The 22,638-nt window shown below is 66.2% G+C and carries 21 protein-coding genes and 1 pseudogene; 9 read left to right on the top strand and 13 right to left on the bottom strand.

All coding sequences use genetic code 11. The features are described 5' to 3' along the window. Positions 1 to 231 precede the first annotated feature (231 nt). On the top strand, positions 232 to 1,140 hold the full coding sequence (locus ACG10_RS02645) for a LysR family transcriptional regulator (RefSeq protein WP_089167027.1): 909 nt from the start codon (positions 232 to 234) through the stop codon (positions 1,138 to 1,140). A gap of 322 nt (positions 1,141 to 1,462) precedes the next feature. Here ACG10_RS02645 and ACG10_RS02650 read toward each other — a convergent pair whose 3' ends face one another. Both ACG10_RS02650 and ACG10_RS02655 read right to left on the bottom strand, forming a co-directional pair. Continuing rightward, entirely contained in the window at positions 1,463 to 3,472 is a 2,010-nt protein-coding gene (locus tag ACG10_RS02650) for an HsdM family class I SAM-dependent methyltransferase (RefSeq protein ID WP_157731361.1), read from the bottom strand. Positions 3,473 to 3,530: 58 nt separating this feature from the next. Continuing rightward, positions 3,531 to 4,652, bottom strand: coding sequence for a type IIL restriction-modification enzyme MmeI (locus ACG10_RS02655; protein WP_089167029.1), 1,122 nt, complete (start codon positions 4,650 to 4,652; stop codon positions 3,531 to 3,533). A 456-nt stretch (positions 4,653 to 5,108) separates the two neighbouring features. On the opposite strand from ACG10_RS02655, the gene ACG10_RS02660 reads away from it, so the two are divergent. Continuing rightward, on the top strand, positions 5,109 to 5,489 hold the full coding sequence (locus ACG10_RS02660; protein ID WP_089167030.1) for a VOC family protein: 381 nt from the start codon (positions 5,109 to 5,111) through the stop codon (positions 5,487 to 5,489). Between the two features lie 116 nt (positions 5,490 to 5,605). Then, the gene (locus ACG10_RS02665) at positions 5,606 to 6,487 is read left to right on the top strand and encodes an EamA family transporter (protein WP_089167031.1); all 882 of its coding nucleotides are present in this window, start codon (positions 5,606 to 5,608) and stop codon (positions 6,485 to 6,487) included. Between the two features lie 66 nt (positions 6,488 to 6,553). Here the strand turns inward: ACG10_RS02665 and ACG10_RS02670 are convergent, their stop codons facing one another. Together ACG10_RS02670 and ACG10_RS02675 are read right to left on the bottom strand one after the other, a co-directional pair. Further along, complete coding sequence (locus tag ACG10_RS02670) at positions 6,554 to 7,849, bottom strand: extracellular catalytic domain type 1 short-chain-length polyhydroxyalkanoate depolymerase (protein WP_089167032.1); 1,296 nt, start codon at positions 7,847 to 7,849, stop codon at positions 6,554 to 6,556. A 30-nt stretch (positions 7,850 to 7,879) separates the two neighbouring features. Further along, entirely contained in the window at positions 7,880 to 8,296 is a 417-nt protein-coding gene (locus ACG10_RS02675; protein ID WP_039807427.1) for a CopG family transcriptional regulator, read from the bottom strand. A gap of 211 nt (positions 8,297 to 8,507) precedes the next feature. On the opposite strand from ACG10_RS02675, the gene ACG10_RS02680 reads away from it, so the two are divergent. Beyond that, entirely contained in the window at positions 8,508 to 9,629 is a 1,122-nt protein-coding gene (locus ACG10_RS02680) for a S1C family serine protease (RefSeq protein ID WP_089167033.1), read from the top strand. A gap of 228 nt (positions 9,630 to 9,857) precedes the next feature. Here ACG10_RS02680 and ACG10_RS02685 read toward each other — a convergent pair whose 3' ends face one another. After that, positions 9,858 to 10,679: a bestrophin-like domain gene (locus ACG10_RS02685; RefSeq protein ID WP_089167034.1), complete on the bottom strand. Its 822-nt coding sequence runs from the start codon at positions 10,677 to 10,679 to the stop codon at positions 9,858 to 9,860. A gap of 248 nt (positions 10,680 to 10,927) precedes the next feature. Here ACG10_RS02685 and ACG10_RS02690 point away from each other — a divergent pair, with 248 nt between their 5' ends. Continuing rightward, the gene (locus ACG10_RS02690) at positions 10,928 to 12,097 is read left to right on the top strand and encodes a zinc-dependent alcohol dehydrogenase (protein WP_089167035.1); all 1,170 of its coding nucleotides are present in this window, start codon (positions 10,928 to 10,930) and stop codon (positions 12,095 to 12,097) included. Positions 12,098 to 12,107: 10 nt separating this feature from the next. Then, positions 12,108 to 12,674, top strand: coding sequence for a hypothetical protein (locus tag ACG10_RS02695; protein ID WP_089167036.1), 567 nt, complete (start codon positions 12,108 to 12,110; stop codon positions 12,672 to 12,674). Between the two features lie 58 nt (positions 12,675 to 12,732). Here ACG10_RS02695 and ACG10_RS02700 read toward each other — a convergent pair whose 3' ends face one another. Next, positions 12,733 to 13,785: an alpha/beta fold hydrolase gene (locus ACG10_RS02700; protein ID WP_089167037.1), complete on the bottom strand. Its 1,053-nt coding sequence runs from the start codon at positions 13,783 to 13,785 to the stop codon at positions 12,733 to 12,735. A 193-nt stretch (positions 13,786 to 13,978) separates the two neighbouring features. Between ACG10_RS02700 and ACG10_RS02705 the strand changes: the two are divergent. Together ACG10_RS02705 and ACG10_RS02710 are read left to right on the top strand one after the other, a co-directional pair. Next, a pseudogene (locus ACG10_RS02705) lies at positions 13,979 to 14,485 on the top strand (methylated-DNA--[protein]-cysteine S-methyltransferase); the annotation flags it as partial. Positions 14,486 to 14,533: 48 nt separating this feature from the next. Then, entirely contained in the window at positions 14,534 to 14,947 is a 414-nt protein-coding gene (locus ACG10_RS02710; RefSeq protein WP_089167038.1) for an archease, read from the top strand. Between the two features lie 17 nt (positions 14,948 to 14,964). On the opposite strand, the gene ACG10_RS02715 is transcribed toward ACG10_RS02710, so the two are convergent. Together ACG10_RS02715 and ACG10_RS02720 are read right to left on the bottom strand one after the other, a co-directional pair. After that, positions 14,965 to 15,549: an NAD(P)H-dependent oxidoreductase gene (locus ACG10_RS02715; RefSeq protein ID WP_089167039.1), complete on the bottom strand. Its 585-nt coding sequence runs from the start codon at positions 15,547 to 15,549 to the stop codon at positions 14,965 to 14,967. 301 nt (positions 15,550 to 15,850) lie between these two features. Beyond that, entirely contained in the window at positions 15,851 to 16,963 is a 1,113-nt protein-coding gene (locus ACG10_RS02720; protein ID WP_039801602.1) for a CapA family protein, read from the bottom strand. 107 nt (positions 16,964 to 17,070) lie between these two features. Between ACG10_RS02720 and ACG10_RS02725 the strand changes: the two genes are divergently transcribed. Next, complete coding sequence (locus tag ACG10_RS02725; RefSeq protein ID WP_089167040.1) at positions 17,071 to 18,432, top strand: nicotinate phosphoribosyltransferase; 1,362 nt, start codon at positions 17,071 to 17,073, stop codon at positions 18,430 to 18,432. A gap of 109 nt (positions 18,433 to 18,541) precedes the next feature. On the opposite strand, the gene pncA is transcribed toward ACG10_RS02725, so the two are convergent. The 5 genes from pncA to ACG10_RS24065 form a co-directional block, all read right to left on the bottom strand. After that, positions 18,542 to 19,165, bottom strand: a complete 624-nt coding sequence (gene pncA / locus ACG10_RS02730; protein WP_089167041.1) for a bifunctional nicotinamidase/pyrazinamidase — start codon at positions 19,163 to 19,165, stop codon at positions 18,542 to 18,544. After that, positions 19,162 to 20,142: a ribose-phosphate diphosphokinase gene (locus ACG10_RS02735; protein ID WP_039801608.1), complete on the bottom strand. Its 981-nt coding sequence runs from the start codon at positions 20,140 to 20,142 to the stop codon at positions 19,162 to 19,164. Before ACG10_RS02735 ends, pncA begins: the two co-directional genes overlap by 4 nt. Positions 20,143 to 20,203: 61 nt before the next feature. Next, positions 20,204 to 21,220, bottom strand: a complete 1,017-nt coding sequence (locus ACG10_RS02740; protein ID WP_089167042.1) for a phosphotransferase — start codon at positions 21,218 to 21,220, stop codon at positions 20,204 to 20,206. Between the two features lie 35 nt (positions 21,221 to 21,255). Then, entirely contained in the window at positions 21,256 to 22,242 is a 987-nt protein-coding gene (locus tag ACG10_RS02745; protein WP_232487247.1) for an RNA-guided endonuclease InsQ/TnpB family protein, read from the bottom strand. Next, the gene (locus tag ACG10_RS24065) at positions 22,158 to 22,607 is read right to left on the bottom strand and encodes a helix-turn-helix domain-containing protein (protein WP_198319004.1); all 450 of its coding nucleotides are present in this window, start codon (positions 22,605 to 22,607) and stop codon (positions 22,158 to 22,160) included. The genes ACG10_RS02745 and ACG10_RS24065 overlap by 85 nt, the downstream gene beginning before the upstream one ends. Positions 22,608 to 22,638: the final 31 nt, after the last annotated feature.

A 22,638-nucleotide genomic window follows, 5' to 3' on the forward strand; every position in this document is an offset into this window, starting at 1 on the left:
GGGTGGCGGCGCCTTCTTTGGGGGACTCTCGTGCAAGAAAGGCCGGGCGCGGTGGGCCCGTTTTCCCGCCCGATGTGCCATTATGCCGCGCCGTAAAATACCCACCCGCTGGCCGTGCCCCCGGCCGGCCGGATGCTTCCTGCCGGCCATCGGCAGGGGACGGCGGGATGAGATTCCGCGCGGTGTTCGGCGTATGTTCGGATTCACAGCCTTCGGGAGCGTGCAGCAGTCATGACCAATCCTCTCCATTTCGATCTGCAGTCGCTGCGGGTGTTTCTGCTGGCTGCCGAACTGGGCAGCCTGACCCGGGCGGCCGAGCGCGCCCACCTTACCCTGTCGGCGGTGAGCAAGCGCATCTGCGATCTGGAAAAGACCATCGACTGCTCGCTGTTCATCCGTCAGCCGCGCGGGCTCGAGCTGACCCCGGCCGGCCAGGAGCTGCTGGAGCACACCCGCACCATCCTCGACAACGTCAACCGCATGGCCGCCGACATCGGCGAGTTCGCCACGGGCGTGCGCGGCCACCTGCGCCTGTGGGCCAACACCTCGGCGGTGCTGCAGTTCCTGCCGCACGACCTGGCGGCCTTCCTCGCCGAGCGGCCGCAGCTGCGCATCAGCCTGGAGGAGCGGCTGAGCGAGGAGATCGTCGCGGCGCTGGACAGCGGGCGGATCGACGTCGGGGTGTTCGCCGACAACGTGCCGGCGCCGACCTTGGATGTGCGTCCCTACCGGCAGAGCCGGCTGGTCCTGCTGGTGCCGGTCGGGCACCCGCTGGCCAAGTTCGGCAGGGTCGCCTTCGTCGACACCCTGGCCTACGACTACATCAGCCTCGCCCACGGCACCTCCTTGCTGCGCCTGCTGATCGACTCCGCGGTGACCGCGCAGCGCATCCTCCGTCTGCGCATGCAGGTGGGCAGCTTCGACGCCATCAGCCGGATGGTCGAGGCCGGGCTCGGGATCGGCGTGGTGCCCGAGGCGGTGGTGGGCGGCGAGCGCCTGGCGGACGGCCTGCGCGCCATCCCGCTGACCGACGACTGGGCCAGCCGCACCCTGTGGGTCGGGGTGAAGTCGGAGGCGGCGCTGCCGCCCGAGGCGCGCGAGCTGTGGCAGTTCCTGCTGCGCGAGGGGGCTGAGGGTTAGGGCGCGCTGCTTGGGGGCGAAAGATTTCGTCGTGATGATCGAGAGTGCCCGAGAGCGGAACGGGCTTCGGGGTCAACTCGGCGAAGGATTGTTACGGGGGGAATTAGCGTCTCGAAAATAGCGTTTCATCCGGGGATGGCCGGAGGATGGATGCGCCGACGAGGCTACGCATCCTCAGCCGGCTCGTTGTGAGAGGCAAAAAGCGGCCAGGAGCTGCCATCCGATATGTTAATCCGTCCAATCATTTTCGGCCAAAGCCGACATTCGAAATTGGGGTATCGGCGCGCAGGATTTCTTAGCACTCTAATGCATTTTTATTCTCTTAAACATCGCGCTCTACAATGGCAATTTCGTCAGCGGTGAGGCCATAGAGGGTATAAACCATCTGATCGATTTCATGACTCAGCCTGTCAATCTCAGATTTCAGGGCAAGGGCTTTGGCCCTTTCCACCTCAAAATGCTGCATCCATTCTGATTTTTGCTGGAGCGTCAATTTTTGTGGCTTTATTTGTTTTTCAATCGCGCTAAAAAAATCAGCAACGGAAAGGGAGTGCCAATTTCTTTGCAATGTATTCGTGGCATACCCTAAATCCGCAGAAAGCAGTCTGATGAAATTGGCAGATATGCGGTCTAGGTTAACAAACGACTTTTTTATATTTAAGCCCAACTGCCCCAAACGCAAAAGCTGTTCGTTTTCTATTGATAAATCCGGAACAGGAATATTGGCAAGAACGGTAGGCTTTACTTGAGCTAATACCCTTCCAACCTCGCCGGATAGAAGTCTGTATAAATAGGTCAATAAACGGCTATTTAAAATTGCCACAAGACAATCGGACATAGCATGATTGGCTGGACAAAAAAGATATAGCCCATCTGTGGGGTATAGAGTGTCCTCATCAACAGCAGTGATTATTTTATCGCCCGTGATGACGCCTATGATTTTTTTCTGCTTTTTAAATATTTTTTCATCGCGGGGGCGATGCAAAGTATATACGGGATGCTTCCCCTGCTTGACTTCTTTGCAAGAAATTAAATGCTCATAATTGGAAATATGAGCAATAATATTAGGAAACCCGGCAGGGTCATCAGCCTTAGATGCGTAGATAATTTTTTTATTGCTTTTAGGAATATAAAATCTCTTTACATCTTCTCCCCCTGTAACGGTTGGTTTTAAGAATGCTGCTTCAAGGCGGTTTTTTTCTGCGTCTTCATTATCGACAATAAATGCTTGTTTTAGGTCAGGACTAACGCCGCGCTGAATTCCATCGCCATCCACAAAATCAGATAACTTAAATAAAGTCTTTTGTAACAGGGAGTAGTTTTTAGTATTTTTTGTAGGCCATATCTTGCTAGGCAGACTGTTTATTATACTGCTTTCAATTCCTTCGGTTTTTTCTTTGTTGAGTGCCATATCCTTGTTAGGCTCTGTGCTTACATCAAGTATTTGCACATACGAAGCTTTTGAGGATTTTGTTTTGCTAACAATAAAAATCGCACAGGGCTGCGTAACTTCATCAAAAGCATCGCCCAGATTAACCACTTCCTTTAGAGTGTTTTCTGATACAAGGCGATTTCTTAGCTTTTCGTTGTCCGATTGATATAGGATGCCGTCTGGAACAACCCATCCATTGTATCCACTGCTTTTCGAAATATTTAGGGCGTGATTTATAAAAAACATATAGGAGTTAATCATTCTAACAATGATCACTTTATGTTTTTCTTTAATGGCCTCTAACTGGTCATCTTCTAATTTTGCTCCCCAAGGCGGGTTGCCCACCACAACGTCAAAGCCGCCAGCGTCCATGATTTTGGTGAATTCCCTACGCCAGTCAAAAGCCAGATCACCCGCGATGGCTGGGTCATCAATCAGGGAGTTGCCAACTTTGATATTGTTTTCAAGATAGGTGAGTTTTTCGTTCCTGTTCGCGGTTTTCAGCCACAGCGATAATTTCGTTATTTCCACAGATTCACGGTTTAAATCCACGCCGTAAATATTGTTCGCTAGAATATGCGTGTCCCACCGAAACAAGTCTGCCTGATCCCCCGTCAGTCTTATAAGTTCGTTGTTGATTGCCTGACCTTCTCTTTTGAGATAATCAAAAACCTCGTTCAAAAACGCACCGGAACCGCAGGCGGGATCAAGAACTTTAATATTCGATAATTCTTTTTTATACTTTTCCCATGCGGCAATATGCGAAGCGACATTTTTATTGCGCTCGTGCTTGATTTTTCGCTTTCCAGTGATTTTGATGCTGGCGAAGTCAGCATCAGTCAATAATGGCAATTTATCAAAACCGATTTCATTGCGCTTGTCGGCCAGCCATCCACCCACAGACTGTTCCACTATGTAGCGGGTGATATAGGCGGGGGTATAAAAAATACCGTCCTTTTTACGCTTGCTTTTTCTTTCTATCGAACTCGGCTTCCGCGCCTTCGGCCTCGGCTTTCAGTTCCTCAAGGTCTGTGATGGATTGTTCGAATATATGGCCAAGGATATTAACGCTGACCTCGCTGTCAAAATCGTATTCGCCGATTTTTTTGAACCCTTCGCAGAGCTCGTTACTGATCGTTAAGCTGTTCAGTTCGGAATCGTCTGCAAATAGCCCACCGTTATAGCCCGGAATATTTAGAGCGGCATTCCCCTTATTAATCGCCTGAAATAGCCCCTTGAAATTTTCCCATACGGGCTGCGGGTTAAAGGGATTTTGGGTTTCATAGACTTTAGCTAGAGTTTTATCGGGCAACAACCCTTTATCCTCTGCAAAAGCTACGAACAAAATGCGGTCAAGAATAGTCTGCGTACAGCGAATAATGTCCAGCTGGTCCTTAGTGGGGTTGTCTTTTGCAATCGTGTCAATCATGCTGCGGCGCAGGATTTTATAATCGGCGTAAAGCTGATCTGTAATGTCTTTTTCGGCTTGTTCGCTTTCTTTGAGCAGAGATAGGGTTTTGCCGTTCAGCAGGTTTTGCGCAGAAAGTAACAGGATAAAACGAGCGTAATGCTCAGGCTTTTTTAGGTCGGATAATTGAAAGGATTCATATTCCTTGCGGCCATAACCCACGGCATAGAGACGTATTTCCCGATAATTCGATACCAGCACCCATTGCGCACCTTTGGCATCCATCGCGTATTCCCATGCCTGCTGCACGGGCGATTTGTTGCGTGCGGGCATGATAGCGTCTAGGTCGCGGGTTTTTGCGCCCTTTAGCTCCATCGGAGCAAGGATGCTGGAGGAGTCGGCAGTAAAATGGCCCAGCGCGACATCTACATTGCCTTTGCCTACAGGCTGGTTTTTTGCCACTGTCCATTTTTGACCGTCGCTGCTACCGACATAACCCAGAATGTCAATCAATATGCGCTGAATAAATTCCCCATCATTCTGGGTTTCGCTATCGTAAATCCCACGCTCAAGGTTTTCCGCCCACTTGCCCAGCGCCCTGGCATCTTGAGGAGGGATATCCTGAATGTGTTTGACGTGTTTTTCGATAACACGTTGGTGAAAGAGGGGCATAATTCCTCGCAGAATTCTACTGTTTGTATTCGACCGCTATTGTAATTCCTTAGGGTTTATAAATGCAGTTCATTGCCCGCACCTTTTGCTAGGAATTGCTTCTGAGGTTCGCGCATAAACTAGGGATAGAAAGTCCACTTCACCAAAAAATATCCACTGCCACCGAGCGGCTGCTTTGGCCGATGCGGGTCGGTCGTGCTGTTGCTGCGAACGACCGCAGTGGGTCGACAGTCGCCAGTGACGAGGGATAGAAGTCAACCCAAAACGGCCAGTTGTTGTAGTAGGCAAAAACCGGCCAGGAGTGGACGTTCCGTGTATCAGGGCCTATTGAGGGCAACCAGCAGGTTCAGATCGGGCAGGGACATGGCAGACTCCGGGCGGGACGGCCCCCATGCTTGCCAATTCCGCTGCCTCCGGCAAGGCCGACGGCCGGGCGCCACGCCCCGGGAGACTCCGATGATCGACCATCTCGACCACCTGGTACTGACCGCCACCGACCCGGAGGCGACCACGCACTTCTATACCCGGGTACTCGGCATGCACCTGGAAACCTTCGGCAACGGCCGCGTGGCCTTCCACTTCGGCAACCAGAAGATCAACCTGCACGTGCGCGGCCGCGAGTTCGAGCCCAAGGCGCACCTGCCGGTGCCCGGTGCGCTGGATTTGTGCTTCATCGCCAGCCAGCCGCTGGAGGCGGTGATCGCCCACCTGCAGCGGATGAACTGGCCGGTCGTCGAGGGGCCGGTGATGCGCACCGGCGCGACCGGGCCGATCCGCTCGATCTATGTGCGCGACCCGGACCTCAACCTGATCGAGATTTCCGAACCGGCCGCCTGAGCCGCGTGCGGCGGGGAGGGCAGGGGAGGCGCGCCTCCTCGAAGGGGTGGGCATGGCTGTGGGCGACAGCCGCTAGACTCCGGGCAATCCTTCGGACTCTACACAGAGACGACCCCATGACCGCCCGCACCCTGCTGCTGACCGCCCTCGCCATGCTGGCCTTCGCCGGCAACTCGCTGCTCTGCCGCCTGGCCCTCAGGGACACGGGCATCGACGCCGCCAGCTTCACCGGCGTGCGCATCCTCGCCGGCGCGCTGACCCTCTGGCTGCTGCTGCGCCTCGGCTCCGGACCGGGCCGGGCGGGTGGCAGCTGGGCCGGCGCCGTCGCGCTGTTCGTCTACGCCGCCGGCTTCTCCTTCGCCTACCTGCAGCTGGATGCCGGCGTCGGCGCCCTGCTGCTGTTCGGCGCGGTGCAGCTCGGCATGCTGCTCTACGGCCTCTCGCGCGGCGAGCGTCTCGGCCCCTGGGCGAGCCTCGGCCTGCTGCTCGCCCTCGCCGGACTGGTCGCCCTGCTGCTGCCGGGCGCCAATGCGCCGGCGCCGGGCAGCGCGGCGCTGATGCTGCTCGCCGGCCTGGCCTGGGCGGTCTACTCGCTGCTCGGCCGCGGCGCCGCCGATCCGCTGGCCGCCACCGCCGGCAACTTCCTGCGCGCCGTCCCCCTGGCCCTGCTGCTCGGCCTGCTCCTGCTGGCGCAGAGCGAGCCGGACCCGCAGGGACTCGCCTATGCGCTGCTTTCCGGCGCGCTGACCTCGGGGCTCGGCTACGCCGTCTGGTACAGCGCCCTGCGCGGCCTCGGTGCCCTGCAGGCGGCGACCGTCCAGCTCAGCGTGCCGATCCTCGCCGCCCTGGCCGGCGCCCTGCTGCTCGGCGAGGCCCTGACCCTGCGCCTGAGCCTCGCCGCCCTGGCCGTGCTCGGCGGCATCGCCCTGGTGCTGACCGCGGAGCGCGTCGCGCCGGCGGTGCGGCGGGAGGCGAGAGGGGCGGGCGTCGAGCGGTAGGGTGGTAAAACCCGCGAAGCGGTTTGCCAGCGCCGGATTTCCAGACAGGCTCCAGCGGACCCTCGTTTACCTCGACGGCTCGGCAGGGTGGGCGAGGAAGAAGCGCAGCATTTCCTTGCTCGCATCCGGGCCCCGAGGATCGGTATAGGAGCCGTGGGAACTGCCCCCGGACCAGGCATGACCCGCACCGTGAATCGTCCATTGCTCGACGTGCGGCGAGCCGCTCGGGTGATGGTAGAGGGTGCGGGTGTAGGCATGCCCGTTCGGCACCTGGCCCCGTTCCACTTTCACATCCGGATGCGCGCCGCCTTGTGGTCCGGCGGCGTGGCGGGAAGCGGGCGGCGAGAACTGGACGATCACCTGGTCGCCATTGCCGGGATGCACCGTCGTATCCTGGTCGCCGTGAAAGACGATGATCGGCACCGGACGTGCGGGCATCTGGCCCTTTCCTGCGGGGCCGGCGCCGCTGGCGCCCTGCTGCATCGCGGCGAACGCGGAAGGCAGGTCGTGCGCGGCCGCGTGGGGCAGCCCGGAATGGACGCCGGCCGCGGCATACAGATCGGGGTGGGTCATCGCCATCGTCGTGGCCATGGCGCCGCCGGCCGACAGACCGGCGACGTAGATGCGCCGCGGGTCGGCCTGGTAGCGTGCCGCGACGTCGCGGGTCATGCCGGCGATCAGCGATGGCTCGCCCTGGTCGGCGCGCTGGTCTGCCGGATTGAACCAGTTCCAGCACTTCGAACAATTCGCCGTGCTCGACTGGGCCGGATAGAGCACCAGGCAGGGCTCCTGCTCGGCGAGTTCGTTCATGCGGGTTCCGGCGGCAAAGTCGTCCGGACTTTGCGTGCAGCCATGCAGCATGACGACCAGCGGCAACGGCTGCCCTGCATGGCCACTCGGGACATACAGCTTGTAGCTGCGGGTACCCGCGGGGTTGCTGTACGAGCCGGCAATGAACCGGGCGCCCTCGGGTGTCGCCTCGGGCGCTGGCTGGGAGTGGATCGGTTCGAAGACCGGCGCCGGTCCGCGGAGCCTGGCCAGTTTCTCGCGCAGGACCGCAGCGAGGCGCGACGACGGGAAGAGCGGTTCGCTGACGGTCTCGGGCGCCTCTCGGCTGCCTGCCGTCTCCCGGTCGGTGTCCTGCACCGCGCTGTCCGGGACAAACGGGCTGCCATCGATGACCCGGAAGTTGCCTTCGAGCACCGTTTCCCCGGCACCGCTCGTGGGGGAGGCCTGCGCCGCGGGCTGTGGCGCCGGGCGGGCCCCCAGCGTACGTTGAATGAGGTCGGTGGCTTCGCCGAGCCGGCCGGAGCGCGTCAGCCGCGTAGCTTCGAACAGATCGGAATTGCGTCGGGTATTCATGCTTCGAATCTCCTTCGGCCGCTCTTGCGGTCACCGGATCCGGTTCGCCAGCGCGGCCTTCACCGCGGCACTGGCATGGAGCGCGCCGAGCACGACGATCGAGTCGATCGTCGCCAGCGCGAGTTCGGGAGGCACATCCGTGGCAATGCTGGCCAGTCCCAGCACCTGGATCTGGAGCCGTTGTCCGGCTGCCTGCACGGCCTCCAGGTCGCGACGGCTGTAGTGCTGCAGGCCGAGGACGAAGGTCTTGCGGGCGACCGTTTCGCGGATCACTTCGGCATGGGTCGCCAGCTGATTGCGGATCGCCGTACGAATGAAATCGGTTCGATTCGAATAGAAGCCTTCCTGAACCAGCAGGTCGATCTGTCCCAGGTCGACGACCCCCAGGTTGATCGTGATCTTTTCCGTCGTGTCTCCGGCCTTCGGCCACTGTTCGTGAATGCTCATGACCATCCCCTCGCCATCCATATGGATGGTAGATTGGACTGAACAGCAGCCAAGTCAAGGTCGGATTCGAGGAACTCTCCCCAACGGTCGGGGCAACGGATGAGCGGTACCCGCAGCCTCGGCCCGGCTTGCGCGTCGAGGACTGGATCGGTCCGGCGAACGGCGCCAGGCGATAAAATCCGTCCACTTTCCCCCATCAAGGAGTCCTTTCATGCGCGATCGTTTCCTCGTCCGTCTGTTCGGCGTCACGCTGGCCGCCAGCCTGTTGACCGTGCTCTGGCGCGGCCTGCCGGACTTCCCGGGCGGGTTCGGCGGCGAGGACGCCGCGCCGCGGCTGGTCGAGGCCCGCGGCGACCTGGCGGCGGACGAGAAGTCCACCATCGCGCTGTTCGAGAAGGCCCGCGACTCGGTGGTGTTCATCACCACCAGGGCGCAGGTGATGGACGTCTGGACCCGCAACGTCTTCTCGGTGCCGCGCGGCACGGGCTCGGGCTTCATCTGGGACGCCGCCGGGCACGTCGTCACCAACTTCCACGTGGTGAAAGGCGCCAGCGAGGCCACGGTCAAGCTGGCCGACGGGCGCACCTTCGGGGCCGCGCTGGTGGGCGCCTCCCCCGAGCACGACATCGCCGTGCTGCGGATCGGCGTGGGCTTCAAGCGGCCGCCGCCGGTGCCCCTGGGCTCCAGCGACGATCTCAAGGTAGGGCAGAAGGTCTTCGCCATCGGCAACCCCTTCGGCCTCGACTGGACGCTGACCACCGGCATCGTTTCCGCCCTGGACCGCACCCTCGCCGGCGAGGGCGGCCCGGCGATCGACCACCTGATCCAGACCGACGCGGCGATCAACCCGGGCAACTCCGGCGGGCCGCTGCTGGACTCGGCGGGCCGGCTGATCGGCATCAACACCGCGATCTACAGCCCGAGCGGCGCCTCCGCCGGGATTGGCTTCGCGGTGCCGGTGGACACCGTCAACCGCGTCGTGCCCCAGCTCATCGGCACCGGCAAGTACGTGCAGCCGACCCTGGGCATCCAGGTCGACCCGGGGCTGAACCAGCGCCTCGCCGAGCTGACCGGCACCGAAGGCGTCTTCGTCCTCGGCGTGCCGCCGGGCTCCGCCGCCGAGGCGGCCGGACTCGACGGGGCGAGCTTCACCCGCGACGGCGGCATAGTGCCCGGCGACGTCATCACCGCCGTCGATGGCAGGGCCGTCGAGTCGGTCGAGCAACTGCTGGCCCGCCTGGACGACTACCGGGTCGGCGACGTGGTGCGCCTGTCGGTGACGCGCAGCGGCGAGACGCGCGAGGTCGAGGTGCCGTTGCAGGCGGGGGAGTGAGGGGCTGTCGCAGTCTTCCGGGCGGGGCAGAATGGCAATCGGGAATAGCGGGGCCCGAATTCGACCGCAAGCCCCGGAGTGTCCCGCCTTCTCCCGGGCGCTAGAGTTGCCTCTGCGAACACGGGATTGGCGGCCGCAGGCGAGGCGAGATGAAGAGCACGAGAAAGGCGCGGGCGGCCGAGCTGTCCGGCGCGCCGCGCCAGGCCGGAGAAAGCCGCCCGCACCGCCTCATTCGAGGCCCGGTCCGTCCTGGTGCCGCTGGCGGCTTTGCATGGCCGCGGCGATTTCGGCCTGAAGATCCGCCATCGGCTGTTGAGGCGCGGTGAAATAGCCGCTCATCGGCCGGTCGAGCGAAGCGATCAGGGCGATCACCACGGCGAACGAGAGCGCCAGGCACGGCGTTGCCCAGGAGCGCCGGGAGCCGGCATTGGCCATCTGGTAGCCGAACCCGGCCATGGCCAGGACCAGCAGGGTGTACTGGACCAGCCAGATGTTGCGGGGCAGCCGGGTTTCCAGCGCGATGTCCACGCGCAGAGCATAAACCCGGATCATCTCGTTCAAGGCGGGGATGTAGAGGTTGGGGATGGGCGGGTTGGTGCCCGTGCGGGCATGCGCGATCGCCATCTCCCAGAGCTGCCGGTGGATCCGCTCCGAGCGGATCAGGCCCTGGCGGATGCTCTCGGGGCTGGGCCCTTGAGCCATCCTCACGCGCAGGTCGACGTATTCGGCGAACAGCTCCGCCACTTTCCCGCGGTCGGGCTCGGGCAGGAAATCGGCGCGCAGGAATGCCGTGCGAATCGCGTTGGCGTCCTCGCGTACCAGCGTCTTGCGGGCCTCGTACAGGTTGGACACGATCGCGAAGGTGAAGGCCAGGACGAACGCCAGCAGCGCCATGTTGGCGCTCACTATCGTCGAGACCGCGGATTCCTTTTCATTCTCCCGGTGCCTGTGGACGGCATGTCCCGCCCAGTAGCCGGCCTCGATGGCGATCACCACGAGAACGGCGGTGATCGCGAAAAGGCTGCCGATGGAGATCGTTTCGAAGCCCATACCCACCTCCGCCGCTATAAGCGTTGCGCCCAGTATCCGGTCCGCCTGTCCCGGACCCCGGGATGCTCTGAAAGCGCTGCCGGCCCGGGCACTGCAGTTCATCCCCCCGCCTGAACCTTTCGCCGCTTTCCCGCTGTCCCACCCTTAACGTCGCCGAGGATGCGGCGATGCCCGAGGTCCGGCCAGGTGGCAGGCGCGAGGGGATGCTTCGCGCACTGTCGGGACAACCGTCACGAGGGGAGTCATCCATGAAGGCGCTCTGTTGGCATGGCAAGAACGACATCCGCTACGACACGGTCCCCGATCCGAGCATCGAAGATGCCCGCGACGCCATCGTCAAGGTGTCGAGCTGCGCCATCTGCGGCTCGGACCTGCACCTCTACGACCACTTCATCCCCGGCATGGAACACGGCGACGTCATGGGCCACGAGTTCATGGGCGAGGTGGTGGAGGTCGGCGCCGACACGAAAAAGCTCAAGGTGGGCGACCGCGTGGTGGTGCCCTTCACCATCGTCTGCGGCGAGTGCGAGCAGTGCCGGCGCGGCAACTTCTCGGTCTGCGAGCGCAGCAACCGCAACAAGGCGCTGGGCGACAAGGCCTTCGGCCACGCCACCGCCGGGCTGTTCGGCTACACCCACCTCACCGGCGGCTATGCAGGGGGCCAGGCCGAATACGTGCGGGTGCCCTTCGCCGATACCACCCACGTCAAGGTCCCGGACAGCCTGAGCGACGAGCAGGTGCTGTTTCTCGGCGACATCTTCCCGACCGGCTGGCAGGCCGTGGTGCAGTGCGACATCCAGCCCACCGACACCGTGGCGATCTGGGGCGCGGGGCCGGTCGGCCAGTTCTGCGTGCGCAGCGCGGTGCTGCTCGGCGCCCGCCAGGTGGTGTGCATCGACCGGGTGCCGGAGCGGCTGTCGATGGCCGCGGCCGGCGGGGCGATCACCATCGACTTCGACGAGGAAAGCGTGCTCGAGCGGCTGCACGAGCTCACCCAGGGCAAGGGCCCGGAGAAGTGCATCGACGCCGTGGGCCTGGAGGCGCACGCCACCCGCTCGCTGGATTCCATGTACGACCGCGCCAAGCAGGCGGTGATGCTGGAGACCGACCGCCCGCACGTGCTGCGCGAGATGATCTACGTCTGCCGGCCGGCCGGGGTGCTGTCGGTCCCGGGGGTCTATGGCGGGCTGGTGGACAAGCTGCCGTTCGGCGCGCTGATGAACAAGAGCCTCACCCTGCGCACCGGGCAGACCCACGTCAGGCGCTGGACCGACGACCTGCTGCGGCGCATCGAGGAGGGGCAGATCGATCCGTCCTTCGTCATCACCCATACCGTGGGCCTGGAGCAGGGGCCGGACATGTACCGGGTCTTCCGCGACAAGCTCGACAACTGCATCAAGGTCGTGCTCAAGCCTTGAGGGGAACGCCATGAACCATCCGCACACGTCCGCCACCTCGTCGCTGGCCACCTCCGACCGGGTCGCCCGCGGCCTGGGCTATTTGAGCCTCGGTCTCGGGCTGCTGGAGCTGGCCTCGCCGCGCCTGGTGACCCGCTCCCTGGGCATGGAGGGCGCCGAAGCGCTGGTGCGCGCCGCCGGCGCCCGCGAACTCCTCACCGGGCTCGGCGCGCTGGGGGTGAATCCCACGCCGGCGCTCTGGGGCCGGGTGGCCGGGGATGCGCTGGACCTGGCGACGCTGGCCTCGGGCCTGTCGCCGGACAATCCCAAGCGGGACAACGTCAAGGCGGCGATGGCTGTGGTGCTGGGCACTGCCCTGGTCGATGCCATGGCGGCCCGTGCGCTGAGCGAGCGGCATGTCCGCCCCCGGCACGGCTATATCGCCGACTACAGCCAGTGCAGTGGCTTTCCCCGGCCGGCGGCGGCCATGCGCGGCGAAGCCAGCGACTTCGAGACGCCGGCCGACATGCGCGCCGATATCGGCAGCGGGCCGCGCCCGGCGCCGGTGCCGATCAGGCTGAGCGATCCCGATCAGTGACGGAGCCGGCCTAGGTGTCCGGTCGCCGCACGAACAGGCCCTGGCGCGGGCCCGGCGCTCAGGCGGCTTCGGCGCGGGTGTCCAGCCAGCGCAGGACGTGCGGCCACACCTCCCGGTGCGCGCGCTTGCCGACCAGCACCCCGACATGCTGCAGGGCCACCCCCACGTCGCCCTCGTACCAGAGCAGCTGCGCATCGCCGCTGCCGACGGCGGCATGGAACGGCAGCACCGCTTCGGGCGGCACCACGTGCGAGCGCGGGTCGACCACGCTGAGGACGGGCGCCTTCACCCGGGCCGGGGTGGCCAGCCGTCCGCGGACCTGCAGGGTTCCGGCCATGAAGCGGTTTTCCCGGTACAAAAGCTCCACGACCTCCTCGAACAGCCGCCGGGGCATCGGCAGCTCGTCCAGGCTCCAGCGCGTGACCCGCAGGTGGCTCTGCAGGGCCTCGCGGTCGCTCAGGCTGTTCAGCCAGTCGCTCCAGCGGGCCCGGACGAAGCTGTCCGGGGCGGCCCGGGCGGCCGCCATGCTCAGGAAGGAGCCGGGTACCTCGTGCAGCAGGGCGGTGACCCGGCGGGCGTGGGGGGCACGGGCGACGAACGGGGTGAAGGCGTCTGCCGGCGCACCGAAGCGGAGCGGCGCCTCGAGCAGGATCAGCCCGCCGACCCGTTCGGGATGCAGCGCGGCGAAGATGGCCGCCAGGGTGCCGCCCAGCGAATGCCCGGCCAGGAAGATCCGGCGCCGGCCGCGCTCGGCGGCGATCGCCTCCAGGCAGTCGAGGATGCAGCGCTCGGCATAGTCGGCCAGCCCGCGCTCCTGCCCGTCGACGCCGGGGTTCTCCCATTGCAGCAGATAGACGCTGGCGCCATGGTGCAGCAGCCGCCGCACGACGCTGGTCGTGGGAGTGAGGTCCCAGATATAGGCGCGCTTGATCGGTGCCGGCAGCAACAGCAGGACCGGACCGCTGCGGTCCGCCGGGCCGTATGCCCTGAGCGTGAGCGGCGGCGCCGAGAACACCACCCGCGACGGCGTTTCCTGCGGGCCCAGGCCCAGGGTATCCAGCCAGCGGCCCTGCAGGCGGCGAACCTGATCGATCTGGCCATACGCATTCATGACGGGTCCGTCCGCTCTCGTTTTTCCGGGGATAGGACGATTCGGCGGCGGCCCCGGCACCGGGGGGCGCCTGCCATCTACACTCGGCAAGACAAGAAGAGAAGAGTAGTTCATGCGGCCCCGGCGAAGCGGGGCGGGAGGCGAGATGAAAACCATGAATGCAGGCGGTATGGTGGAAAGTCCGGAGAGTGCCGGGCAGCACGGCGATGCGATCCGCTTCGCGGTGGGGGTGTGCTCGCTCGGCGCCGTGCTGGTCGCGCAGAGCGGGCGCGGGGTCTGCGCGATCCTCCTGGGCGACGAGCCGGAGGCGCTGCGCCGCGAGTTGCAGGAGCGCTTTCCGGCGGCCGGACTGATCGGCGGCGATGCCGCTGTCGAGCGACTGGCCGCCCGGGTGGCGGCCTTCGTCGAGGCGCCGCACGCCGGCCTCGACCTGCCGCTGGACATCCGCGGCACGGCCTTCCAGATGCGCGTGTGGGCGGTGCTGCGGCAGATTCCGCCGGGCCGCCGCCTCAGCTACAGCGAGGTGGCAGAGCGGGTCGGCGCGCCGCAGGCGGTGCGCGCGGTGGCCCGGGCCTGCGCCGCCAACGCCCTGGCGCTGGCGATTCCCTGCCACCGGGTGGTGCGCCGCGACGGCGGGCTGTCCGGCTACCGCTGGGGTGTGGAGCGCAAGCGGGCGCTGCTCGAGCGGGAGCGGGCATGAGCGGAATGCTCCAGGCTGAGCAGATTCCCCGACAGGAGCGCGCGGCCCATGCCCTGGCAGACCTTTCCCCATGAAGCCGACATCGGCGTGCGCGGCAGCGGCGCGAGCCTGGCCGAGGCTTTCGCCGGGGCGGCGACGGCGCTGACCGCGGCGATCTGCGATCCGGCCACGGTGGCGCCGCGCGAGGCCGTGGCGGTCGACTGCGAGGCGCCGGACCTCGAGCTGCTGCTGGTGGACTGGCTGAATGCGCTGATCTTCGAGATGGCCACCCGGCACCTGCTGTTCTCGCGCTTCGAGCTGGACATCGAGGGTTCCCGGCTGCACGCCACCGCCTGGGGCGAGGCGCTGGAGCCGGCGCGCCACCAGCCGGCGGCGGAGGCCAAGGGGGTGTCGTTCTGCGAACTCAAGGTGGCGCAGCAGGCCGACGGCCAGTGGCTGGCGCAGGCGGTGGTGGATGTCTGAGCGGCGCCGCCCGGTCTTCAGGCCGCGCCGAACACCTCGGAGAGGTGCGCCTGGTAGGCGCGGATGTCGCGCTCCACGTCGGGGGCCTTGATCACGTCGGTGGCGAGAAAGGTCGGCAGGCCCTGCATGCCGAGGAATTCCTGCGACTTGTGGAAGGGGAAGTAGACGCCGTCCACGCCGCGACCCTCGAAGAAGTTGCCCGGCGCGTCGAAGGCGGCCTGCGGCGCGTTCCAGGTCAGCGAGAGCATGTAGCGGCGGCCCTGCAGCAGGCCGCCGCTGCCGTAGTGGCGGGCGGGGTCCTGGCGGCTGCGCCCGTCGTTGGCGTAGAGGCTGCCATGGCCGGCGGTGAACACCTCGTCGAGGTACTTCTTCACCGTCCAGGGCGCGCCCATCCACCAGCCGGGCATCTGGTAGATCAGGGCGTCGGCCCGGAGGATCTTCTGCACTTCCGCCTCGATGTCGTAGCCGGCGGCGATGCGTGTCTCTTCCAGCGCATGGCCCAGCTCGGCGAGCTGGGAGCGGGCCGCCTCGTGCAGGGTGTCGTTGAGGCGCCCGCCCGAGTGGGCGAAGTGCTGGCCGCCGTTGATCAAGAGGATCTTCATGGAGTTTCTCCGCACAGGGGGTCGGGGCCGCCACAGAGCGGGCGGCCGGGATGGCGGGCAGTATCGGAGAAGTGGCCGGCGGCATTAAGCCGGGGCACGGGCATAGCACCTGTGATCTGGAATCATGAATCGGGGCTTTGGTCGCGATGTCGTCGGTGGAAAATCGCTGCGCGAGTTTTCCACCCTACACGCGGTATCGAGGCGTAGGGCGGGTGAAACCCGCCGATTTTGGTGTTGGCCAGCGCCATGTCCGGCGGGTTTCACCCGCCCTACGGGCGCTCCGCCCGTGTGCCTTGCCGGCTCAGGCCGCGGCCGGCCAGTCGAGGCGCAAGGCGCGTCCCTGGCCGTCGCGCAGGTGGCAGCCGAAGCGCGCCGATTCGCGGTTCAGGGTGTCCTGCAGCCACTGGCGGTCCTTGCCTTCGGCGTAGTGGAGGCTGAAGCGCCACTGGCGGGTCGGCACCAGCTCCAGCGCCTGCAGGCGGCCGTCGGCGTCCAGTTCGGCGAAGTACAACAGACCCAGGTCGCCGCGCCAGAGGTCGTGGTCGTCGATGCCCTCGTAGTCGTCGAGCAGGTCGCCGCAGCCGTAGAGGATCAGCCGCTGGCGGTACACCTCGATGCCCTTGACGTGGTGCGAGGAGTGGCCGTGCAGCAGGTCGACGCCGGCCTCGTCGATCAGCGCGTGGGCGAAGCGCTGCTGCTCGGCGGGGACGGTGAAGCCCCAGTTGCCGCCCCAGTGCAGGGCGACCACGACCCGGTCGCCGGGCCGCTTCGCCGCCTGGATGCAGCGCGCCACCCGCTGCAGGGTGGCCGGCGAGAGATCCTCGAGCAAGGCGACGCCCGGCAGCTGCTCGCCGGCCGCCCAGTGGGCCGGCACGCCGCAGTCCGGGCCGGCGAAGGCGAACACCAGGAGGCGCCCGCCGTCGGCCAGCGGCAGGATCGCCGGCGCCTCGGCGCGCTTGAGATCCGTCCCGGCGCCGGTGTGACGCAGGCCGCCGGCGTCGAGGCTGTGCAGGGTTTCGAGCAGGCCTTCCTCGCCCCAGTCCAGCACATGGTTGTTGGCCAGCACGCAGCAGTCGATGCCGGCCGCCGCCAGCACCGGCAGGTTGGCCGGGTTCATCCGGTAGTTGATGCCCTTGGGCACCGGCCAGCCGCGCGCCGTCACCGCGGTTTCCAGGTTGACCAGGCGCACCTCCGGGCGGCGCCGCTCGAGTTCGCCCAGGGCCACGCCCCAGACGTAGGCGAAGTCCGCCGGACGGGGAATCGGGCCGTTGCGCCGTTCGGCCAGCTCCACGTAGTCGTCGGCGTATCTGGCATAAGCTTCGTGGAGGAGGGGATCGCCGGGATGCGGCAGGATGCGGTCGATGCCGCGGGCGGTCATCAGGTCGCCGGCGAGAAAGAGCCTGGTGCTGGACATGTGGGTCTCCCGGCTGTGGCGAATCCTCTTCCAAGTCTGGCCCGGCCGCTGCCGGGCCGCGGCGACCGGCCGTCGGGCCGCCCTCATCTGCGCAGGAGAACGCCCCCATGCCGCTCGATCCGCCCCGCCTCGCCGTCCCCGGCGCGCTGCTCACCGATCTCTACCAACTGACCATGCTGCAGGGCTATGTCGAGCGCGACATGCTCGACACCGCGGTGTTCGAGTTCTTCGCCCGCCAGCTGCCGGCCTGCCGCAACTTCTACCTGGCCGCCGGGCTGGAGCAGGCGCTCGACTACCTGGAGCAGCTGCACTTCGCTCCCGCCGAGCTGGACTGGCTGAGCGGGCTGGGCCTGTTCAGCCCGGTCTTTCTCGACTACCTGGCCGGGCTGCGCTTTTCCGGCGAGGTGCAGGCGATGGCCGAAGGCACGCCGTTCTTCGCCGACGAGCCGATCCTGCGCATCACCGCGCCGCTGCCCGAGGCGCAGCTGGTGGAGTCGCGGCTGATCAACCTGCTGCACTTCCAGACGCTGATCGCCAGCAAGGCGGCGCGGGTGGTGCTGGCGGCGCCGGACAAGCGGCTGGTGGACTTCGGCCTGCGCCGCGCCCACGGCGCCGAGGCCGGGCTGCTGGCCGCCCGCGCCGGCTACCTGGCCGGCTTCCACGCCAGCGCCACGGTGCTCGCCGGCGCGCAGTTCGGCATTCCGCTGGCCGGGACCATGGCGCACTCCTTCGTCCAGGCCCACCTCGACGAGGCGGAGGCCTTCGAGCACTTCGCCCACAGCCTGCCGCAGTCGGTGGTGCTGCTGATCGACACCTACGACACCGAGGCGGCGGCGCAGAAGGTGGTCGAACTGGCCCCGCGCCTGGCTGCGGCCGGCATCCGCATCCAGGGGGTGCGCCTGGACAGCGGCGACCTCGGCGCGCATGCCCGGCGGGTGCGCGGGATCCTCGACCGCGGCGGCCTGAACGGGGTGACCGTGTTCGCCAGCGGCAACCTGGACGAGTACCTGATCCACCGGCTGATGGTGGAGGGTGCGCCGATCGACGGCTTTGGCGTCGGCACCCATCTGGATACCTCCAGCGACGTGCCGGCGCTGGACTGCGCCTACAAGCTGCAGGAATACGCCGGCCAGCCGCGCCGCAAGCGCTCGGAAGGCAAGGCCACCTGGCCGGGACGCAAGCAGGTCTGGCGGCGCTACGACGATGCCGGGCACTGCTGCGGCGACAGCCTGATGCTCGAAGGCGAGGCGGGCGAGGGGCTGGCGCTGATCCAGCCGGTGATGCGCCAGGGCCGGCGCCTGGCGCCCTCGCCGTCGCTGCAGGCGGTGCGCGAGTACACCCGCCGCCAGCTCGACAGCCTGCCGCCGGCGCTGCGCGGCCTGGAGCCGGCGCCGGGCTATCCGGTGACGGTGAGCGAGACGCTGCGCGAGCTGGCGGAGCGGGCCGACCGGCTGGTCGGGCACGGTTGAAGGCGGCGCTGGCGGGTATGGGGACTGAACGCGATGCCGCTCGTGTAGGGCGGGTGAAACCCGCCATTGTGCGTCGGGCGTTGGCCATGTCCGGCGGGTTGCACCCGCCCTACCCGAGGATCTCCACCCCGGCCGCGCGCATCGCGTCGAGCGCCGCGGCCAGCGAGCCGTCGCGGTCGATGGCGCGGCAGGCGTCGAGCAGCAGCAGCGTCTCGAAGCCCGCCAGGCGCGCGTCCAGCGCCGTGTAGTGCACGCAGTAGTCGGTGGCCAGGCCGGCGAGGAACAGCCGGCGCAGGCCGCGTTCGCGCAGGTAGCCGGCGAGGCCGGTGGGCGTGCAGCGGTCGTTCTCGTGGAACGCCGAGTAGGAGTCGACCTCGGCGCGGTAGCCCTTGCGCAGGATCAGCTCGGCATGCGGGATGGCCAGTTGCGGGTGGAACTCGGCGCCGGGGGTGTTCCGCACGCAGTGGTCGGGCCACAGGGTCTGCTCGCCGTAGGCCAGCCGGACGCTCTCGAACGGGCGGCGGCCGGGATGGCTGCTGGCGAAGCTCAGATGGCCCGGCGGGTGCCAGTCCTGGGTCAGCGCCACATGGGCGAAGCCTTCGGCGAGGCGGTTGATCACCGGCACCAGCTCGTCGGCATTCGGCACGGCCAGCGCGCCGCCGGCGCAGAAGTCGTTCTGCAGGTCGATCACCAGCAGCAGGTCGCCCTCGCCGGTGGCGGGCAGGCGCGTCATGCCGGCAGCTCCGCCATCGGCGACAGGCGGTATTCGCCGGCCAGCCGCGCGGCCACCGCCGCGGTGGAGTCGAGGATGTCCAGGCGCCGGGCGGCCAGCTCGGCCGGCAGGCGGAACGGCGGCAGGCTGTCGCAGATCACGATGCGCTCGAACACCGGGCTGTCGAGCAGTTCCGTGCCGCCGGTGAACAGGCCGTGGGCCGCGGCGGCGAACAGCCGGGTGGCGCCGGCCGCCTGGCAGGCCTGGCCGGCGCGCAGCAGGGTGCCGCCGGTGCTGATCAGGTCGTCGACGAGGATCGCCGCCTTGCCGCGCACCTCGCCGACCAGCAGCGAGCCGCTGATCAGGTCGTTGCTGCGGTATTTCTCCATGAAGGCGCTGCCCACCGGGCGGCCGATGCGCTGCTCCAGCTCCTGGCGGAACAGCTCGGCGCGCTTGGCGCCGCCGGCGTCGGGCGACACCGCGACCACTTCCGTTTCGCCCAGCAGCGGGGCGAAGTGCTCGGCGAACAGCGCGGCGGCCTCCACATTGTGGGTGGGCACGCGGAAGGCGTTGTCGAAGGCGGCGATGTTGTGCACCTCCAGGGTGGTCAGCCGGTCCACCCCGCAGCTCTCGATGAGGCGGGCGACGTAGCGGGTGATGATCGGGTCCTGGAACTTGGTGCGGCGGTCCTTGCGCGCGTAGCACAGGTAGGGGGCGACCACCTGCACGCGGCGGGCGCCGGCGTCCTTCAGTGCGGCGCAGAAGAACAGCAGGCGGCACAGCTTGTCGTTGGCACTGTGCCGGTCGTCGCCGTGCAGCCCGTGGAAGACCAGCGCCTCGCGGCCCTCGACCGGCTCCAGCGCCCGGCTCTTGTGTTCGCCGTCCTCGAACTCGCGCTCCTCGTGGGCGGCCAGCTCCAGGCCGAGATGCTGCGCGACGCGGGCGGCGTAGTCCTCGCTGCCGTGCAGGGCGAAGAGCAGGGGAAGCTCGGTGGACATGGGGGGACTCCTTGTTCGTTATCGGTAGGGGGACATTGTGCCTGCCTCGTCGCTCGCGCGGTCAAGGCAGACCGTCGCCGCGCAGGCAGGCTGCGGCCCGCTCGAGCAGGGCGCGGGCCTGGCGGGCCTTGTCGGCGGACAGCGCGGGGTCGCGCTGGCGGCCTGCGCTGCAGGCCAGGGTGAAGCTGCGGGTGGCGGCGCGCAGGGAGAGGAACAGCGGCAGCGGCCGGCAGTCCTCGGGCTCGCCGGCATGCGCCAGATAGCTCTGCAACAGACGCGTCGCCAGCGCGTCGAGGCCGTGGTGCTGCAGGTCGAGCAGCAGGAAGGCGAGGTCGTGGAGCACGTCGATGCAGCTCAGCCGGTCGCTGAACTCGATGCCGTCGAAGGGCGTCGGCTGGCCGTCGAGCAGGCAGACGTTGGCCAGCCGCAGGTCGCCGTGGCAGCGTCGCACCCGGCCTTCGCGGCGCCGCCGGTCGAGTTCCGCGGCCTGCGCCTCGAGGGCGGCCAGCGCGGCGCGGTGCAGGGCGTTCACGGCGGCGGGATCGAGCAGCTCCGGGTAGCGGCAGAGTTCACGGTGGTTCTCCTCGATGACCAGCCGCACCGCCTCCGGCCCGCCGAACTGCGGGGTGAGCTCGGCGCCGGCGTGGAAGCGGGCGATCTCCGCGCCGAGGCGGTCCACCAGCGCGTCCGTCAGGTGTCCGGCGACGGCCAGGTTGTCGAACAGCGCCGCCTGCGGAAAGCGCCGCATCACCACCACCCAGTCGAGCACCGGCCCGGCACCGTCGAAGCGCAGGGCACCGTCCGGCCCGCGGTTGATCGAGCGCACCTCCAGGTAGAGGTCGGGCGCGGTGCGCCGGTTCAGGCGCAGTTCGGCGCGGCAGGCAAGCTCGCGGCTGTCCAGGCGGCGGTAGTCGAGCGCCGCGTAGGCCACCGCGCGCTTGAGCTTGTAGGCGCGCGCGCCGTGCAGGAAGACCAGCGAGCCATGGGTATCGATGCGCTCGACGCGGCCGTCGGGCGCGCCATAGCTGGCGGCCCGGGAGAGAAAGGCGATGACCTCTTCCTGTTCCTGGTCGCTCATGGGCGCTCCTGGGTGCGTGGGGCTGGCAGCTGCTATCAAAAAGGTGAACAAAGGTGTTCACACCTTTCTTCCTGCCCTGACGCGCCTTGTTGGCCGCATTCATGACTGACAGGCGTCACTTTCCCGACTACGGCGGGGACCATCCCCGCCGCAGCGCCGCCGTTGCCGGCCGGACTAGCCACGGGTAGGGCAGTTGCGGTTGCCAGCCGTTCCAGGTTGCGCGCCGCATTGTGGTCGCGGTCGTGGTGCGTGCCGCAGTCGGCACAGGCCCACGTCCTCTCACCCGGCGTCAGCGCCTCGTACTTCCAGCCGCAGACAGAGCACAGCCGGCTGCTGGGATACCAGCGGTCGGCTACCACCAGGCGCGTACCGTAGCGCTGCGCCTTGTAGTTCATCTGCTGGCGGAACATCCCAAAGCCCACGCCGCTGATCGCCCTGGCCAGCCGGTCGTTGGCCAGCATGCCCCGCACGTTCAGATCCTCGATCACCACCGCCTGGTTTTCGCGGCAGAGCCTTGTCGTGAGCCTGTGGGTGAAATCCGCTCTGAGGTTGGCGATGCGGGCATGCAGCCTCGCCAAGCTCGCAGCGGACTTGCGGCGGTTGTTCGACACCGGCAGTCGGGTGCCCCTGGGCGGTCGGGCACCTGGAGCCAGGCCCACCGCCAGCTTGGCCGCTTCGAGCTGGCGGCTCAGCCTCCGACTGCGAATCCTCAGCCGGCGCAGGGCGGCCTTGAGCGGCTTGGGCGCCTGGATGGATTCACCGTTGGAGAGGGTGGCAGCAGACTTGATGCCGAGATCGACGCCCACGGTGCCGTGGCCGCTGCGGCGGCGCAGCGCCTGATGCTCGGGCACCTCGACCTGCACGGCGACGAACCAGTGGTCGGCCGTGCGCGAGACGGTGGCACCGAGAATCCTGCCCTCGAAGCGCAGCGTCTCGGTCATGGCCACGATCTCGATCTTCGGGAGCCGGATGGACTTTCCGTCCAGTGAGAACTTGTCATTGGCAACGTAGAAGCTGTCCAGGCAGCGTCCTTTCTTCTTGAGTAGAAGCTGTCCAGGCAGCGTCCTTTCTTCTTGAGGCGCGGTTCGTGCGCCTGCTTGCCGGCCTTGAGGTCTGAAAAGAAGGTGCTCCAGGCCTTGCCCAGATGGGTGAACGGCTGGGCATGCGCGTCCCGGTGAATGTCCTTGAGCCATGGGTACAGTTCGTACTTGATGGCGTTGAACTGCTTCTTCAGCGCCATTGCGTTCGGCTTGCCACCGCCAGCGTACTGCTTGCTCCACTCGTCCAGTGCCCAGTTCCACACTTTTCGAGCCGTACCACAGGCTCGGGCGAAGTAGTCCGCCTGCTCGGGAGTCGGGCGCAGGGCGATCTTGTGGGTCAGGTGCATCGAAATGCATCCTTGCTGCTCTGCTGGATGG

It is taken from the genome of Azotobacter chroococcum (assembly GCF_002220155.1).
Taxonomy (GTDB): Bacteria; Pseudomonadota; Gammaproteobacteria; order Pseudomonadales; family Pseudomonadaceae; genus Azotobacter; species Azotobacter chroococcum.